Source organism: Bordetella pseudohinzii, assembly GCF_000657795.2.
Lineage (GTDB): Bacteria > Pseudomonadota > Gammaproteobacteria > Burkholderiales > Burkholderiaceae_B > Bordetella > Bordetella pseudohinzii.
The window spans coordinates 168,037-183,642 of the sequence record NZ_JHEP02000008.1 but is presented as its reverse complement, the minus strand read 5'-3'; the positions used below and the strand labels follow the sequence as shown (position 1 = coordinate 183,642).

The window sequence follows — 15,606 nt, the reverse complement described above, 5'->3', positions numbered from 1 at the left end:
GGACGTGACGCCGCCCCGCCCGTTCGGCATCACTCAATGACATAGTGTTGCCAAATTCTACCTGGGACCGAGGGATTTTCCTAAAGAGATTGGTATCCGGCTTCGTGCTATAGGCGCGCCGCGCCCTCAGGAAGAACAGCTGACCGACAGATCGGCCGCCCAATCCGGAGGCAAGGCGGCATAGGCTTCGGCGCCGGCCTGGGCGCGGCAAGGCTGCCTGAGCAAGGACAGCAGGCGCTCGATTTCGCTGGCATCGCCCTGGGCGGCCGCGCGGATGGCCTGCTCGGCCAGATGGTTGCGCAAGACATACAAGGGATTGACCGCGTCCATGCCGTCGGCGCGCGCTTGCGGCGCGCGCCCATCGGCCGCATGGCGCGCCGACAGGCGGTCCCACCAGGCCTGCGCCGCCTCGCGGTCGATGAAGTGATCCAGGAATTGCCCGACCTGGCCGCGCACGGCCCGCGCCAGGGCGCGGAACGTCAGCGTGAAATCCGAACGGCTTTCGTGCATCAGCCGCAGCAGGTCATCGAGCAAGGCCTCGTCGTCGGCCTGCCAGGCGGACAGGCCGAGTTTGGCGGCCATGCGCTCATGGAAGGCCCGCGTGAACACGCCCTCGTACTCGGCCAGGACGGCGCGCAGGGCTTCGGCGTCCGGCACCAGGGTGTGCAGGCTGCCCGCCAGGCGATAGAGATTCCAGAGGGCCACCGAAGGCTGCCGGTTCCAGGCGTAGCGCCCCTCGGTGTCGGAGTGATTGCAGACATGGCCCAGCTGGAACGCATCCATGAAACCATAGGGGCCGTAGTCCAGGGCCAGCCCGAGGATGGACATATTGTCGGTGTTCATCACCCCGTGGCAGAAGCCCACCGATTGCCAACCGGCCATCAGCCGCGCGGTGCGCTGGCTGACCTCGCGCAACAGCGCCAACAGCTCGCCATGCTCGCCGGCCGCCTCGCGGCACGCCGGGTAGAACTTGTCGATGACGTAATCGGCCAGCTGGCGCAGACGCTCGGGATCGCGGCGTGCGGACCAGTGCTCGAAGGAGCCGAAGCGCACGAAGCTGGGCGACATCCGGGTGACGATAGCGGCGGTCTCGCGCGTTTCGCGCATGACCGGATCGTCGGAGACCACCAGCGCCAGCGCGCGCGTGGTCGGGATGCCCAGACCATGCATGGCTTCGCTGGCCAGGTATTCGCGCACCGAGGACCGCAGCACCGCGCGGCCATCGCCCATGCGCGAATACGGCGTCAGGCCCGCTCCCTTGAGCTGCAGTTCCCAGTTGCCCGCGGGGCCGACCACCTCGCCCAGCAGATGGGCCCGGCCATCGCCCAGCTGGCCGGCCCACACGCCGAACTGGTGGCCGCTATAGACCGCCGCCAGCGTATCGCCGCCAGGCAGCGGCTGCTGGCCCGATACCACCGCCAGAAAGGCCGGCGTATGCAGCTCGGCGGGCGCCAGGCCGATCAGGGCCGCCGCATCGGCATTGGCATGCAGCAGGCGCGGATTGCCCGGCGCCCGCGGCAGCAGCCGCGTGTAGAACGCCTCGGGCAGGGCCGCGAAGCTGTTGTCGAGGGTCAGTTCATCCAGCTTGCGCAACATCAGGCGCGCTCCCGCCGGGCGGCGCGCTTGGCCGGCCGGACATAGAAAATCGCCGCCAGGAAGAATACGGCCGCCAGCACCGCCTCCAGCGCCCCGAGCCCGGCGGACAGCGGCGCCGGATCGGACATCGCGCGCACCACCCCTTCCATCAGGTAGAGCAGCGACAGCATGCTGGCCCATTGATAGGTATAGACATCGCCCCGGATGACGCCGCGCAGTGGAAAGGCCAGCGGCACGGCCTTGAGCAGCAGCCAGGAGCCGCCGGGGCGCAGCGGGGCCAGGAAGGTTTCCCAGGCCAGACAGAGGACGATCAGGGCCAGCAAGCTGGCGGTGGCCAGGCGGCGCAGATTGGGATCGAGTTCGGGGCGCATGCTGCTATTATCGCCTGATGGACCCGACCGCCGAAACCGCCGAAGGGGACTCCCCACCCAGGCCGCGCCGCCGCTCCTGGATACGGCGCGTGGTGCACGCGCTTCGTTTCGCCGCGCACCGCGCCGATGAAGAACGCCTGTTTCAAGTCGCCTCCAGCCTGACCTTCACCACCGTATTGGCCATCGTGCCGATGCTGGCCGTCGTGCTGTCGCTGTTTACCGCCTTTCCGGTCTTCCAGGATTTCCGCCTCGCGCTCGAAGACTTCCTGGCGAACAACCTCATGCCGCCGGCGGTCTCCGACAACATCATGAACTATCTCAACCAGTTCGCGCGGCAGGCCACGCGGCTGACGACGATAGGCAGCGCCTTCCTGATCGTGACCTCGCTCTTGCTTATCATGACGATAGACAAGACCTTCAACGATATCTGGCACGTCAGCCGCCAGCGGCCCTGGCCGCAGCGGGCCCTGGTCTACTGGGCCGTCATCACCCTGGGCCCGGTGGCCGCCAGCGCCAGCCTCTGGGCGACCTCCTTCGTGGCGCGGGAATCGCTGGGGCTGGTCCAGGACGTGCCGGAAGTCGTCAGCCTGGCGATCTCTTTCATTCCCTTGCTGCTCACCGGCCTGGGCTTCGCGGCCCTGTTCGTGGTGGTGCCCAATTGCCGCGTCTACTGGCGCGACGCCCTGACCGGCGGCTTCTGCACCGCCATCGCGCTCGAAGTGATGAAATCCGGTTTCGCCCTGTACCTGACCCGGTTTCCCGCCTACACCGTCATCTACGGCACCTTCGCCACCCTGCCCATCTTCCTGCTGTGGATCTATCTCTCCTGGCTGGCCGTGCTGTTCGGCGCCAGCATCGCCGCCAGCGCGCCGATGATCCGGCTGGGCCGCTGGGAGATCAACCGCGCCGCGGGCGCGCAGTTCATCGACGCGGTGGGCGTGCTGCGCCTGCTGATGGCCGCGCGCGGACAGCGCCCGCCAGGACGCAGCACCCAGATGCTCTGCCGCCAGTTGCATCTGCACCACGACGAGCTCAATGCCGTCCTGGCGGCCCTGCATGCGATGGGGCTGGTCGCCCCGACCGGGGACGACCGCTGGATCCTGGCGGCCAACCCGCAATCCACGCCGCTCACGCCCCTTTACGATCGATTCCTGCTCGACAGGCAGCAGCGGCGTGTCCGTCTTGATCCGTCCCTGAGTATGCTGGCCACCCGGCTGGCCGACCCGGAAAACGCCCCCAAGTTGGAAGAACTCGCCAGCCTGTCGCACAATAGGGGCATCGGGCCAACGCCAGACGACGATTTCGAGCGCGAAACGCGCCCCATCACCGTGCTGCCGCTGGAGAATGCCAAAAAGCCCAAGTAATACGGGCCATAGGCAGACAAAAACCAGTATGCAATCGGGGCTGGCTTCGTGCCCCAAGGAGGAACACCATGTTGAAAGTCAGCGAAATTCTGCGCGTCAAGGGCGATACGCTGTACACCGCCACGCCGGACACCCTGGTGTCCGTCGCCATCCGCACCATGAGCGAACAGGACATCGGCTCCTTGGTCATCATGGAATCCGGCATGCTCACCGGCATGCTGACGTTCCGCGAAATCATGCGCCATCTGGATCTCAATGGCGGCGAGGTCGGCGAAACCACGATCCGCGCCATCATGGACGATGCCCCGGTCAGCGTCTCGCCCAACACCAGCGCCGACGAAGTCCAGCGCCTCATGCTCGACAAGCACGCGCGCTACATCCCGGTCATGGATGGCCCGACCCTGATGGGCGTGATTTCTTTCTACGACATGGCCCAGGCCATCGTGGCGGCCCAGCAGTTCGAGAACAACATGCTCAAGGCCTATATCCGCGACTGGCCCATGGACAGCGCCTCGCCCAACTCCTGAGCAAGGCGGCATTGCGGCAAGGGCCACCCGAGGGTGGCCCTTTGTGATGGGATGGCGGCCTCAGATCGCCGGCTGGGCCAACTCCGGCCGCGTACGGGCGGCCGACCGCAGATTGCGCCAGGCCTCGTAGATGAGGCCGGGATCGTTCTCGGCCAGACGGCCCGGATCGGAAAGCAGGCGGCGCCAGCCGCGCGCGCCGCTCTGGTTATTCACCAGGCCCAGCATGGGCCGCAGCATCACCCGCAGCGGCACGCCGCGCGCGATCTGGCGGGCGGTGTATTCGGTCATCGCATCGACCACCTGCGCATCGGTCGGCAAGCGCGTGGCCGGCCACAGGCGCAGCGACACTTCGGACAAGACGCGAGGCGTATGCCAGGCCGCCCGGCCCAGCATCACGCCGTCAAAGCGGCCGGCCGCATCCAGCGCCCGCGCCGCATCGGACAGGCCGCCGTTGAGCACGATGGCGCAGTCCGGAAAATCGCGCTTGAGCTGCTCGGCCACGTCGTAGCGCAAAGGCGGAATCTCGCGGTTGTCCTTGGGCGACAGCCCCTTGAGCACGGCATTGCGGGCATGCACGATGAAGACGCGGCAGCCCGTGTCGTAGATCTTGCCCACGAAATCCCGCACAAAAGCGTATGACTCGTCGTAGTCCAGGCCTAGGCGGTGCTTGACCGTCACGGGGATGTCCACCGCGTCCTGCATGGCCTTCATGCAATCGGCCACCAGGTCCGGCTCGGCCATCAGGCAGGCGCCGAACGCTCCCCGCTGCACGCGCTCCGAAGGGCAGCCGCAGTTCAGGTTGATTTCGTCATAGCCCCATTGCCGGCCCAGCCTGGCCGCGGCGGCCAGGGCCTCGGGTTCGCTGCCGCCCAGCTGCAGGGCCACCGGGTGCTCGGCCTCGTCGAAGTCCAGATGCCGCGCCACATTGCCGTGCAGCAAGGCGCCGGTGGTGATCATCTCGGTGTACAGGCGTGCATGCGGCGCCAGCAGCCGGTGGAAATAGCGGCAATGGCGATCCGTCACATCGATCATGGGCGCGACACACAGTCGCCAGTCGGGCGGGGTCAAGAAAAAACCTTACGGGCTTGGGGGAAAGGGGTATTTTACGACCCCGGGACGGCCTAGGCCCGAAACAGGGGAAGCACTGGTCTAAAATTGCAGCGCCGGCCCGACAGGCCCCGCCCCTTTTCCACCCCCCACCCAACACTGATCAATGGCCGTTTTCACTCCCGTATCCGAACAAGACGCCCGTGCCCTGCTCGCAACCTATGACATCGGGGAGCTTGTCTCCCTGCGGGGCATTACCGCCGGGATTGAAAACACCAATTTTTTCCTGCATACGACGCAGGGCGAATATGTCCTGACGCTGTTCGAAGTGCTGACCCGGCAGCAGCTGCCCTTCTACATCGAACTGATGCACCACCTGGCTGGACGCGGCATCCCCGTGCCCCAGCCCCAGACCCTGAAAGACGGCAGCCGCCTGACGACGCTGCACGGCAAACCCACCGCCATCGTCAGCCGCCTGCCTGGCGGCTACGAACCGGCGCCGGGCGCCAAGCACTGCTCGCTGGCCGGCGCGACGCTGGCCCGCGTGCACAAGGCCGCCGCGGATTTCCCCATCCGCCAGCCCAATCTGCGCGGCCTGTCGTGGTGGCTGGAAACCGCGCCCAAGGTCATGCCCTTCCTGACGCCCGAACAGGCCGCCCTGCTGACCCGGGAACTGGCCGACCAGCAGGCCGCCGCGGCCCAGCCCGAGCGCGCCGAGCTGCCTTTCGGGCCCTCGCACTGCGACCTCTTCCGCGACAACGTGCTGTTTGCCGGCACCTTCGACAGCCCGCTCATGGGCGGATTCATTGATTTCTACTTCGCCGGCTGCGACACCTGGCTGTTCGACGTGGCGGTTTCCGTCAATGATTGGTGTATCGACCGCGACAGCGGTGAGTTCATCCCGGAACTGGTCCAGGCCTGGCTGGGGGCCTATGCCCAAGAGCGCCCCTTCACGGACGCCGAGCGCCGTGCCTGGCCGCTGATGCTGCGCGCCGCGGCGCTGCGCTTCTGGCTGTCCCGCCTGTATGACTATTTCTTGCCGCGGCCCGCGCAAACGCTCAAGCCCCATGACCCCCGGCACTTTGAAAGAGTGTTGCAAGCGCGCCACCGCGGCGTGCTGCCGCCCTTGCCCTGACCGCCACGACACGCATAATGGGTGTTGAACAAGCCATCCGTCCCCTGCGACCTTTCACGAGACCTATGCAAGCAGCAACCCTACCCGCGTCCTCTGGCTGGCAATGGGTAAGAGACGGGCTGAAAATTTTCGCCAAACAGCCCTTGCCCATGTTTTTCTGGGCCATGGCGCTCAGCCTGTTCGTGCTGTTCGCCACCCTGACCCCGCCGGTCGGGCCCCTATTGTTCGTCGCGCTGATGCCGGTGTTCACGCTGATGACGCTGTCGGCCTGCAAGCACATCGAAGCCGGGCGGGTCATGCTGCCCTCCATGTGGCCCAAGCCGCTGCTGCGTCCCGGGGTTTTCCGCAAGCTGTTTCTCATGGGGCTGCTGTATGCCGGCCTGAGCCTGGCCGGCGGCCTGCTCGCCTTCCTGCCCTTCTGGGGCGACCTGACCGCCGGGCTGCGCGCCATCCAGATCGAGCACGACATCATGCCCTTCGTGGCCGCCGTGCGCTTCCCGCTGTTTTTGTTTGCCATCATCTACGTCATCATCGCCGCGCTCTTCTGGCACGCGCCCGTGCTGGTGGCCTGGCATGGGCTGCGCCTGGTGCAGGCGCTGTTCTTCTCGGGCGTGGCCTGCTGGCGCAATAAATGGGCCTTCCTGGTTTATGGCGCCGTCTGGGTCATGGTGTTCCTGTTCATCGACCTGTGCGCCGGCCTGCTGGTCGCCATCGGCATCCCGGCCTCGGTCGCCAACATCGTGCAGATCCCCATCAACGTGGCGGCCGGCGCGGTGCTCTACAGCAGCTTCTACCCGGCCTACACCTCCGTCTTCGGCATCGAGGACTTCCACCCCGGTCTCGACCACGGCGACAGCGCCGCGGCATGAGGCGCAGCGCCAGGGGTCCAGGCGCCGCGCCCGCAGGACCCGCCCATCGCGGCCGATGAACCACACCGCGATGGGATAGGCCATCCCCCAGGTATGGACCGCATGGCAGGGCCTGAGCAACAGGCCGCTGCGCGGCCCGGGCGGGCGCCGCCTGCACAACAGGCCGAGCAGGCGGCGATGCCACACGGCCGCCTCGCGCAAGCGCAGACGGTCCGCCGGCAAGGCGGCGCGCCCCCGCTTCACGGCTGCCCCTGCGGCAGAAAATCCACCAGCAAGGGAAACCCCAGGATCAGGAAAGTGCATGGAAACATGCAGCTGACCAGGGGAAAGAGCATTTTGACCGGCGCGCGCATGGCCGCCTCCTCGGCGCGCTGAAACGCCTCCTCGCGCAGCTGCCCGGCCAAGGCGCGCAACATGGTGCCCGTCCCCCCGCCCAGGCGCTCGGCCTGCGCCAGGGCCGCCACCCAGGCATGCACGCCATCGACCGCCAGGTTCGCCGCCAGGGCTTGCAAGGCCTCGCGCTGGGTGCGTCCGGCGCGGACTTCATTCAGGGCCTGGAGCAAGGCCTGGGTCAACAGGCCGGGCGGGCAATAGCGCGCGGCCAGATACATGGCCTTGGCCATGCCTTGGCCGGCCTCGATGCACAGCGTCATCACATCGAGCAGGAAAGGCAGGTCGGCCGCGACGCGGCGGCGGTTCTCGCTGATGCGGCGGCGCAGCGCCCACAAGGGCAGGCAGGCGGCGCCCGCCGCTCCCAGGCCCGCCCCCGCCGCCGGCGCGACCGCGCCGCCCGCCGGGCAGGCCAGCCAGGCCGCCACCGCGGCGGCCAGCCCACCCGCGGCCGCGCAAAGCAGCATGCGGGCGGGCAGCCAGGCCGCAGGCAGCTGGGCCGGCCATCCCGCCAAGAGGGCCAGCCGGCCCAGGCGGTCGCGCGCCCGCCAGCCCAGCAAGCGTTCCAGGCGGCGGGCCAGGCGCCACGACAGCGGCCAAGCCCAGGCCTGCAGCCCCGAGAGCGCCGGCATGGGCTGGGGCAGGTCCGGGCCGCCGCGCGCCAGCCCGCTGAGCGCAAGCATCAGGCAGGCCGCGGCAAGCCCCGCCAGAACGCTGGCCGCGCTCATGACGCCGCCGCCAGGATGCGGCGTATCATCAGCCAGCCCAGCAGCTGCAGGCCCACGATGACGGCCATCAGCATCCAGCCGATGTCGGTCTGCCACAAACGCGCCATCTGTTGCGGCCGCAGAAAATACAGCGCCACGCCCAGCATCAGCGGCAAGGCGCTCAGCACCCAGGCCTGCATCCGCCCCTGCGCGGTCAAGGCCTTCAGGCGGCCCTGGACCAGCAGCTGGCCGCGCAAGGCCTGGGCAATCCCCTCCAGGGCCTGGGCGAGATTGCCTCCCGATGTGCCCGCCACCCGGAAGGCCGCCGCCATCAGGCGTATCGCCGGCAGGTCCGCCCGGGTTTCCAGCCGGCGCAGCGCATCATCGAAAGACACGCCGATACGCTGCTCGCGCAACATCAGGCCCAGCTCCTGGGACAGCGGCGCCTGCGCCAGGTCGGCAAGCTGGCGCAGGGCCATGGGCAGGCTGGCGCCGGCCTTCAGGGCCGCCGCGAGACTGAGCAGGCCAGCCGGCAGTTGCGCCTGCAGGCGTTGCTGCCGCCGCCGGCGCAGGCCTGCCAGCAGCATGGCGGGCAAGCGCCAGGCCATGCCCCCGGCCGCCACGGCCAAGGCCAGATGGGCGCCTGTCGCCAGGACCAGGCCGAACACCCCGCAGGCGCAGGACATCGCCATGCCCCAGAGCTGCCTGGGATCGAGAAAAAGAAAGACCTCCTGCAGCCCATGACGGGCATCCTGCATATAGGTGTCGCGATAGCGCTGCCAGGCCGGCTTGAGACTGCGCTGAAGCTGCCAGGCCAGCAGCGACGCGGCCAGCAAGGCCAGCAGCACGGCAAGAAAAGCGGCTCCTGTCATAGATGCTCTCCTGGCTGCCAGCAGGCCCATTCGGCGGCGACAAAACCTCTTGCCGGCTCGTGGCGGAAGTGCTCCTGCAGCTGGATCGTGCCGCTTTCGATGCCGCAGACTTCGGCGATGGCGGTGATGCGCCGCACGCCATCGGCGCCACGCGCCTGCTGCACGATCAGGTCGATGCAGGACGCCACGTATTCGCGCAGCGCCGACACAGGCAAGTCCAGCCCCGCCATGAGCACCATGGACTCCAGCCTGCCCAGCGCGTCCCGGGGAGAATTGGCATGCAGGGTGGTGAGCGAACCCTCGTGGCCGGTATTCATGGCGGTCAGCATGTCGAAGGCCTCCTTGCCGCGGCATTCGCCGACCACGATGCGGTCCGGGCGCATGCGCAGCGCGTTGCGCACCAGATCGCGGATCTCGACCGTCCCCCTGCCCTCCATATTGGCGGGCCTGGCCTCCAGGGCGACCAGATGCTCATGCGACAGGCGCAGCTCGGCCGCGTCCTCGATCGTGATGATGCGCTCGTGCTCCGGGATGGCGCTGGACAGCACGTTGAGCAGGGTCGTCTTGCCCGCGCCCGTGCCGCCGGCGACCAGGATATTGCGGCGCTGCCTGACTGCGTCTTCGAGATAGCGGGCCATCTCGGCGCTCAGGGCCTGGGCCTGCAGCAGGTCGGCCATGCTCAGGCGGCGCGCCGGAAACTTGCGTATGGTCAGGCAGGTGCCCCGGGTGGAGATGGGCGGAATGACCGCGTTCACGCGCGCGCCGTCGGCCAGCCGCGCGTCCACCATGGGCGCGGCCTCGTCGATCCGCCGGCCCAGGGGCGCGACGATGCGCTCCAGCACATGCCGCAAGGCCTGCTCGCTGCTGAAGGACGCGGGATGGCGCTCCAGCTGCCCCTGCCGCTCGACATAGATGCGCTCGGGACCATTGACCATGATTTCGGAGATGGCCGGGTCCTGGAGCAAGGGTTCCAGCGCGCCCAGCCCCACGGCCTCGTCGAGCACGCTCTTGCACAAGGCCTCCCGGTCCACGGCCTCGGGAACCTCGACCTGCCCATCGCGCAGCAGGCGCGCCAGCAATGCCGAGGCCTCTTGGCGCAGCATGGCATCGGGCATGGCGGCGACATCCCGCCGTCGCAGGTCCAGGGCCTGGATCAGGGCCTCGTGCAGCGCGCCCCGGCAGGACTGCCATGCCGGCCCGTCCGCCGTCCCACCACCAGGGCCGGCGCTTTCGGTCCCGGCCTGCGCGGGCGCGGCAAGGCGCAGCCGGCAGGGGCCGATGACGATCAGGTCGGATGGCTGCAGCGGGCCGTATACCGTCACGCGCGCGCCATTGACGAAGGTACCGCCCAGACCGCCCAGGTCTTCGATGAGCCAGCCTTCCGGACCGCGCTGCAGACGGGCATGCTCACGCGCCACGCGCCAGTTGGAGATGCGCAGATCGCAGTGCGCCGCCCGCCCCAGCAGCAGGGAATCGGACAAGGCCAGTTCTTCGGTCCGCCCGTCTTCATAGTGCAATGCCAGCATCATGGCGTGGGCTCTCCTGCCTGCGCCTGGCTTGCCAGCCCGGATGACCATTGCGATGCCGACCAAGCCGGCTTGCGCCTGCCCGGCGCCGGCCCGGGGATGTCCGACAGCATGTCCGGCGCCTCGGGAAATGCCCGATGCAGCAACTGCCTGCCTCGCAGCGCCTCGCGCGCCAGCGCGGGATCATCCGGCTTGACGATGGTGGGCGTCACGAAGATCGCCAGCTCGGTGTCGCGCGTTTGTTCGCGCCGCCCGCCGAACAGCGCGCCGATGACAGGCAGCTCGCTCAACCAAGGCAGGCCGCGCGTATGCTGCGTCCGCTCGCGGCCGAGAAACCCGCCCAGCACCAGAGTCTGCCCGGAGGGCAGGTTGAACTCCGTCGCGGCCCGCCGGGTGCGCATGGCGGGCCCGGCGGCCACCGTGAGCGTAGGGTCGATGGAGCTGGCCTCGACCTCGATGCGCGAACGTATCGTGCCGCGCGGATCAATCCGGGGCGTGATGGTCAGCCCCACCCCATAGGGCTTGAAGACCGTGCTGCCCTTGCCGTCTCGGTCGGCGCTGGGATAAGGCACTTCGCCGCCGGCCAGAAAGGAGGCCGACGAGCCGCTGCGCGCCAGCAGGCGCGGACGCGCCAGGAAGACCGCCTCGCCGCGCTGCGCCAGGGCCTGCAGGCGGGCGCCGAGCGAGGCATGCACGCCCAGCCATTGCACCCCGCCCCAGGGCCCGGCGTGCGAAGCGCCGCCGGCAACGCCGCCGCCCGTCTCCCAGTTCAGGCCCAGCTCCCACAAGCGCGTGCGGGGGATTTCGACCACCTGGACATCCAGCAGAACCATCTGCTCCCAGCCGACGTCTCCGGTGAGATCCAGCACTTCGGGATAGCGGGCCGCCAGCGCGGCGATGCGCTGTTTGTGATCGTCCGTCAGGCCGCTGCCCTCGATGACGATCTGGTGGCCCACCACGCTGAAACGCAGCTGCGGCATGCTGGCCAGCAACTGCTCAACCTCGGCGCGCATGCGGCCGAAGCCGGCCGGCATGACCCGCAAGGCATAGGCCTTGACGCCCTGCTTGCCGGTCCATACGTGGACCGAGGACACCCCCTCCTTGCGGGCAAAGAGAATGACCTCCTTGCCATCGACGGCCTGCGCCTGCACCACCTGCCCGCTGCCCACGGCGATACGGCTCAGGCCCGGGGCCGGCAGCACATGGGTCTGGCCCACCTCGAGCAGGATGTCATCGGCGGCGTGCCCGGCGGCCGGCAGGACCCGGAGGGCAAGCGCCAAGGGCAGCGCCCTGGCCAACCATGCGGCCCGGCCGCCTCGGCAAGACCGCCGCGGCCTGCGAATCCGCGTCATGGCGCCTCCAGCAGGGCGGGAGCTAGCGCTTGCTGCTCGTCGCCATAAAGCACGGGCACGCTGCGATCGACCGGCGCTTGCAAGCCCAGGATGTCGCCAAGCTCGCCTGCTGGCAGGGCTTCGGAGGCCACGTCTTCGGGCGCCCGCAGCGCCAGTGTGAGCGCGCCCGCCTGCCGCGCGGCGATCACCCTGAGGACCTCCGCCGCGCTGGCCTCCAGCACCACTTGCGCGGCCTCCGGCCCCGGGGCGGCGAGCACGCGGCCGTTCTGCAGCAAGGGCAAGGTCAGCCGTTTGTCGTTGTGCGTCAGTGAGACATAGATGTCGAGATGATCGCCTTCTTGCATGTCCGGCGGCATCTCGGCCAGCTCGCGCAGGGACAGGGTCAGGGCGCGCTTGCCCGAACCCAGGCGCGCCGCCGTGCCGGGCAGCGAAAAATCGAGGTCGGCGCGCAGGATGGGCTGGCCGGCTGGCACGGGGGCCTTGAGCCTGGCGCCCAATAGTTCGCCGAGCTGTTCGGGCGCCAAGGACTGGGCGGACGCCCAATCCTTGGGGATCTCGCGCTGCGCCACGTCCTCGGCCTCCAGGACGTGGCCGGCGGGCAGGTCTGCCCAGGCCACCAGCCGCGACAGGGTGGGAACCTGGCTGCGCCGCTCCAGATCCCGCTCCTTGCCCTGGATATGCAGCTGCACCGCCCAGGCGGCCCCGGCGCCGCAGGCGACGGCCAGCACCCACACGCCATGGCCGGACCACAGCCGCGCCCATCGCCGCGCAGCCAGGGGCTGCTTATGCCCGGCTCGCGCGTCAGTCATGGTGGCGCACCAATACCAGCCCGCTGGCGGCCGCGGCGCCGGCATCCAGCCGGGTGAGGAAAGTGTCCAGCCTCGCGTCCCCGCGGACCCAAGCGCCCCCGGAGGGCCGCCATCCGCGCGAGCGCAGCTCGCGCTCCAGCCATTGGCTGGCGGCCGTGTCGCCCAAGGGCAAGGACCAGACCGAGACCGTCACACGGCCTTCGGCGTGGGCATGCAGCAGCTCGGCCAGCCGGCCCAGCGGCTCGACGCCGGCGGATGCGGCGGGCCGCGCCGCGCACAAGCGCGACTGGCTGCCCGTCGTGCCGCCGCCGGGGCGTGGCCGCAGGCTTAGCAGCACATGGCAGGCGTCGCTTTGATGAACCATGAGCGTATGCCCGGGCCAGACGGCCAGCGCGGACGCCGAGGGCTCCCAAGCGCTGTCAAGGACGGCTGCCATGTCCTGCGCGGCATCGAAATGCCGCCATTCGAGCCGGCTGCCGGAAGGCAGGATCGCGGACAAGGCCGGCTCGGCCGGCAGCCCCGGCAAGGGCTCCGGGACGGGCTGCGCCAGCGCGGGAACCGCCAGCGCAAGCATGCCCATCAAGGCCTGGATGAACGCGCAGGGCCTCATCGGCGCCCCCTGGGGGCCTGCCGCCCGGCGGGAACGACATCGGCCCAGGGCATCAGCCAATCGGTGTGGACGCGCCTCTGCCCCCAGGGCCGGTCCAGCCCCTGCAAGGCGAGGTCCAGCGTCCGGGCCTGGCGCAATGACTCGGCCGCGGCATGCGTCCATCCATGGGCGGAGCGTCCCAGGCGCTGCTGCGCCGTCCGCGCGTCGCTGGCGTGGCCGGCGCCGGCGGCCAGGATGGTCTGGCGCGCCGGCATGCCCTGCCCCGCATGGGCACGGACGGCGGCCCAGTGCGCCGGCAGCGCCAGCCACTCGGCGACCAGGGCCTGGCCCGAGGGCGAGGCGGCGCTGTCAGGGGCCTGCATGGGCTTGAGCACCGACAGGCTCAGACCCCGATCCGCGGGCGGCGGCGTCTCGGCCCGCGCCACGGCAAACGCCCAGCGCCGGCTGGCCTGCGCGGTTTCCAGCACCGCCATCCGCGATTCGGAAAGCTGGTGGACGCCGAACCACAGCAGCGCCAGTGTCCCGGTGAGGACGAGCATCTCCGGCAGCGCCTGGCCGCCTTGACGGTAAAGCCGTTGCCATGGGCGTTCGGGGCGCGAAGGCCAGGGCGTATCGCGGCAGGCGGGCCCGGGCTTGGGCATGTCGGCGTCGACCGGCAGCACCTTGCGCTTGTCCGCGGTCTGCAAGAGGCGCAGCTTGCCGGAACGAGGCTGACGGGGAAGACAAGGACGGCGGCGATATGACGATCGCTTGGGCTTCATGGTCTGGCTCCGTGAGTGACGTGGTGTGCGGCAACCAGCCTGGCCTGCCAATAAGGACGGAACAGGGAAGGCAGCTCTGCCTGGCCGCCGCTCGGCGCAGCCGGGGCTGCGAAATAGGTTTCGGCCGCGGAAACGCGCGTCAGCCGGCGGGCGCGCCACCAGGCGTCGGCGTCCCCCAGGCGCGGGATGCGCCAGGCCTGGCCAAGGTCGGACACGGCCAGGGAGGTCCGCAGGCTGAGTTTGAAGGTGGCGCTGGGCTGGCGCAGCCCCTGGGCGGACAGGCCCAGGACATCGGGCAGGCCCGCCCCTTGCGGCGGCGCGTAGCGGTCGCGCATGGCATAAGAATTGGCCAGGGGATTGTTGCGCCACGCGCCGGCATGCAGGCCGGAGTACTGGCTGTACCAGCGCCAGAAATCCTGGGACGAGAACTCGGCCAAGGGACGTTCGACATAGTGACGGCCCAGTTTCCAGCGCGTGGCGCCGGTCGTGGCCCAGCCCATTGGGTACTCGCGGAAGTAGCAGCCTATCCAGCGATTGCTGCGCAGGGCATGGAAGGACAAGGTGTCGCTGGCGCCCCATCGGCCCAGCGCATCCAGGAAGGTATGCCCGCGCCGCCGCAGCTGGTGCCGGGTATTGGGGCAACGCGGCTGGACGATCCAGGCGCTGGCCCAGGTGAGGTCCCGGGGCCGCAGAAAGGCGAACCGCCGCGCGACGGTTTGCGTCAGCGCCTGCAGCCCTTGGGCATCGGAGGGTGATTGCCATGCCAGAAGACGCGGGAAATTGTCGTCGTGCACTTGCATGACGGGAACCCCTGTGCGGCTTGAAGTTGAAGAGACATAGTTGGCCTGCAGCACCCGGCCCATGTGCGCATCGCGCAGCGGCACGGCCCTGCGCCATTGCTGGCGGGCGACCTCGGCCAGGATGCGGTGCACGACGGCATCATGCCGTTTCAGCGAGGCTTGCAAGGCAGCCGGATTGTGGGAATAGGACGAGGAGCCCGAAGGCGAGGCCCCATAGGCCCGCGCGAAGCGCGGCCCGAACAGGCGCCCGATGAGGAAGGCGGGCGGATTGCCTATCGCGCGCCGGCGCGCCTGTGTCATGCCCAGCTGCTGCCAGGCGATGAGCGTGGCCAGATGCGCCATGGCGACCTGGTGGGCCAGCTGTGCGCGGTGGATATAGGCCAGCAGGTTGAGCTGGCGCGCCTGCATCAGCGCGCCGCTATAGGCCACGGCATCAGCCACATGGGTGAGCCGCGCGCTGGCGCTGGCCATGCGCGAGGTCCAGTGGGCGGCGACCCAGCCTCCCAGCAGCAGGGCGAGGACCACCAGGCCCAGCGCCAGGGCCTGCCCGCCTTGCCTCGCGCGCCGCTGGAAGGCCGGCCTCATTTGGCGCCCGCGTTACCGGTGAAGGACTTGAGGGTGCGCCCCTTGGCCTGCGAAGCCGCCTTGCCTGACGCGCCTTGCGCCTGCTTGACCTGGGCCGTGCCGTCCTCGCCGGATAGCTCGCGCGCCATGGCGGCGGTCTGGGCGCGCAATACCTGCCCGAAGTACTGGTAGACCGCGATCGCGGCCACGGCGACCAGGGCCACCACGATGATGTACTCGGTCATGGCCTGCCCGGCCTGGCGTCGTTTGTGTTGCATGCTGCACCTCGTCATCAAGATTCACGAG

At 69.3% G+C, this 15,606-nt stretch carries 16 protein-coding genes; 4 read left to right on the top strand and 12 right to left on the bottom strand.

The window, feature by feature from the left end; all coding sequences use genetic code 11:
* Window positions 1–126: 126 nt before the first annotated feature.
* Both L540_RS12450 and L540_RS12445 read right to left on the bottom strand, forming a co-directional pair.
* Window positions 127–1,596 (bottom strand): protein adenylyltransferase SelO, encoded by a 1,470-nt coding sequence (locus tag L540_RS12450; RefSeq protein WP_043208881.1) that lies wholly within the window; start codon window positions 1,594–1,596, stop codon window positions 127–129.
* Window positions 1,596–1,967, bottom strand: a complete 372-nt coding sequence (locus L540_RS12445; protein WP_043208880.1) for a DUF2069 domain-containing protein — start codon at window positions 1,965–1,967, stop codon at window positions 1,596–1,598. Before L540_RS12445 ends, L540_RS12450 begins: the two co-directional genes overlap by 1 nt.
* 17 nt (window positions 1,968–1,984) lie before the next feature.
* Here L540_RS12445 and L540_RS12440 point away from each other — a divergent pair, with 17 nt between their 5' ends.
* Together L540_RS12440 and L540_RS12435 are read left to right on the top strand one after the other, a co-directional pair.
* A complete protein-coding gene (locus tag L540_RS12440) occupies window positions 1,985–3,331 on the top strand; it encodes a YihY family inner membrane protein (RefSeq protein WP_043208877.1) in 1,347 nt (448 codons plus the stop codon).
* A gap of 68 nt (window positions 3,332–3,399) precedes the next feature.
* Entirely contained in the window at window positions 3,400–3,858 is a 459-nt protein-coding gene (locus tag L540_RS12435; RefSeq protein WP_043208876.1) for a CBS domain-containing protein, read from the top strand.
* 60 nt (window positions 3,859–3,918) lie between these two features.
* Here L540_RS12435 and dusA read toward each other — a convergent pair whose 3' ends face one another.
* Window positions 3,919–4,926 (bottom strand): tRNA dihydrouridine(20/20a) synthase DusA, encoded by a 1,008-nt coding sequence (gene dusA, locus L540_RS12430; RefSeq protein ID WP_082149627.1) that lies wholly within the window; start codon window positions 4,924–4,926, stop codon window positions 3,919–3,921.
* 145 nt (window positions 4,927–5,071) lie between these two features.
* On the opposite strand from dusA, the gene L540_RS12425 reads away from it, so the two are divergent.
* Both L540_RS12425 and L540_RS21985 read left to right on the top strand, forming a co-directional pair.
* Entirely contained in the window at window positions 5,072–6,040 is a 969-nt protein-coding gene (locus tag L540_RS12425; RefSeq protein ID WP_043208872.1) for a homoserine kinase, read from the top strand.
* Window positions 6,041–6,105: 65 nt separating this feature from the next.
* Window positions 6,106–6,909 (top strand): BPSS1780 family membrane protein, encoded by an 804-nt coding sequence (locus L540_RS21985; RefSeq protein WP_043208870.1) that lies wholly within the window; start codon window positions 6,106–6,108, stop codon window positions 6,907–6,909.
* 239 nt (window positions 6,910–7,148) lie between these two features.
* Here the strand turns inward: L540_RS21985 and L540_RS12415 are convergent, their stop codons facing one another.
* The 9 genes from L540_RS12415 to L540_RS12375 are packed head-to-tail and all read right to left on the bottom strand — an operon-like array spanning window position 7,149 to window position 15,578.
* A complete protein-coding gene (locus L540_RS12415) occupies window positions 7,149–8,027 on the bottom strand; it encodes a type II secretion system F family protein (RefSeq protein WP_231584792.1) in 879 nt (292 codons plus the stop codon).
* Window positions 8,024–8,878, bottom strand: coding sequence for a type II secretion system F family protein (locus tag L540_RS12410; RefSeq protein WP_043208869.1), 855 nt, complete (start codon window positions 8,876–8,878; stop codon window positions 8,024–8,026). Before L540_RS12410 ends, L540_RS12415 begins: the two co-directional genes overlap by 4 nt.
* The gene (locus L540_RS12405) at window positions 8,875–10,404 is read right to left on the bottom strand and encodes an ATPase, T2SS/T4P/T4SS family (RefSeq protein WP_372432942.1); all 1,530 of its coding nucleotides are present in this window, start codon (window positions 10,402–10,404) and stop codon (window positions 8,875–8,877) included. The genes L540_RS12410 and L540_RS12405 overlap by 4 nt, the downstream gene beginning before the upstream one ends.
* A complete protein-coding gene (locus tag L540_RS12400; RefSeq protein WP_048026369.1) occupies window positions 10,404–11,756 on the bottom strand; it encodes a type II and III secretion system protein family protein in 1,353 nt (450 codons plus the stop codon). The genes L540_RS12405 and L540_RS12400 overlap by 1 nt, the downstream gene beginning before the upstream one ends.
* Window positions 11,753–12,565, bottom strand: coding sequence for a Flp pilus assembly protein CpaB (cpaB, locus tag L540_RS12395; RefSeq protein WP_231584790.1), 813 nt, complete (start codon window positions 12,563–12,565; stop codon window positions 11,753–11,755). Before cpaB ends, L540_RS12400 begins: the two co-directional genes overlap by 4 nt.
* Window positions 12,558–13,175 (bottom strand): hypothetical protein, encoded by a 618-nt coding sequence (locus L540_RS21975; protein WP_231584789.1) that lies wholly within the window; start codon window positions 13,173–13,175, stop codon window positions 12,558–12,560. Before L540_RS21975 ends, cpaB begins: the two co-directional genes overlap by 8 nt.
* Window positions 13,172–13,936: a hypothetical protein gene (locus L540_RS12385; protein WP_231584788.1), complete on the bottom strand. Its 765-nt coding sequence runs from the start codon at window positions 13,934–13,936 to the stop codon at window positions 13,172–13,174. Before L540_RS12385 ends, L540_RS21975 begins: the two co-directional genes overlap by 4 nt.
* Window positions 13,933–15,321, bottom strand: a complete 1,389-nt coding sequence (locus L540_RS12380) for a pilus assembly protein (RefSeq protein WP_231584787.1) — start codon at window positions 15,319–15,321, stop codon at window positions 13,933–13,935. Before L540_RS12380 ends, L540_RS12385 begins: the two co-directional genes overlap by 4 nt.
* On the bottom strand, window positions 15,318–15,578 hold the full coding sequence (locus tag L540_RS12375) for a hypothetical protein (RefSeq protein ID WP_043208864.1): 261 nt from the start codon (window positions 15,576–15,578) through the stop codon (window positions 15,318–15,320). The genes L540_RS12380 and L540_RS12375 overlap by 4 nt, the downstream gene beginning before the upstream one ends.
* Window positions 15,579–15,606 lie beyond the last annotated feature (28 nt).

Coding starts and splice junctions, on each gene's coding strand:
- L540_RS12410 (WP_043208869.1), bottom strand. CDS start 8,878: ATGACAGGAGCCGCTTTTCTTGCCGTGCTGCTGGCCTTGCTGGCCGCG.
- L540_RS12450 (WP_043208881.1), bottom strand. CDS start 1,596: ATGTTGCGCAAGCTGGATGAACTGACCCTCGACAACAGCTTCGCGGCC.
- L540_RS12380 (WP_231584787.1), bottom strand. CDS start 15,321: ATGAGGCCGGCCTTCCAGCGGCGCGCGAGGCAAGGCGGGCAGGCCCTG.
- L540_RS12425 (WP_043208872.1), top strand. CDS start 5,072: ATGGCCGTTTTCACTCCCGTATCCGAACAAGACGCCCGTGCCCTGCTC.
- cpaB (WP_231584790.1), bottom strand. CDS start 12,565: ATGACTGACGCGCGAGCCGGGCATAAGCAGCCCCTGGCTGCGCGGCGA.
- L540_RS12400 (WP_048026369.1), bottom strand. CDS start 11,756: ATGACGCGGATTCGCAGGCCGCGGCGGTCTTGCCGAGGCGGCCGGGCC.
- L540_RS21975 (WP_231584789.1), bottom strand. CDS start 13,175: ATGAGGCCCTGCGCGTTCATCCAGGCCTTGATGGGCATGCTTGCGCTG.
- L540_RS12375 (WP_043208864.1), bottom strand. CDS start 15,578: ATGCAACACAAACGACGCCAGGCCGGGCAGGCCATGACCGAGTACATC.
- L540_RS12440 (WP_043208877.1), top strand. CDS start 1,985: ATGGACCCGACCGCCGAAACCGCCGAAGGGGACTCCCCACCCAGGCCG.
- L540_RS21985 (WP_043208870.1), top strand. CDS start 6,106: ATGCAAGCAGCAACCCTACCCGCGTCCTCTGGCTGGCAATGGGTAAGA.
- L540_RS12435 (WP_043208876.1), top strand. CDS start 3,400: ATGTTGAAAGTCAGCGAAATTCTGCGCGTCAAGGGCGATACGCTGTAC.
- L540_RS12385 (WP_231584788.1), bottom strand. CDS start 13,936: ATGAAGCCCAAGCGATCGTCATATCGCCGCCGTCCTTGTCTTCCCCGT.
- L540_RS12405 (WP_372432942.1), bottom strand. CDS start 10,404: ATGCTGGCATTGCACTATGAAGACGGGCGGACCGAAGAACTGGCCTTG.
- L540_RS12415 (WP_231584792.1), bottom strand. CDS start 8,027: ATGAGCGCGGCCAGCGTTCTGGCGGGGCTTGCCGCGGCCTGCCTGATG.
- L540_RS12445 (WP_043208880.1), bottom strand. CDS start 1,967: ATGCGCCCCGAACTCGATCCCAATCTGCGCCGCCTGGCCACCGCCAGC.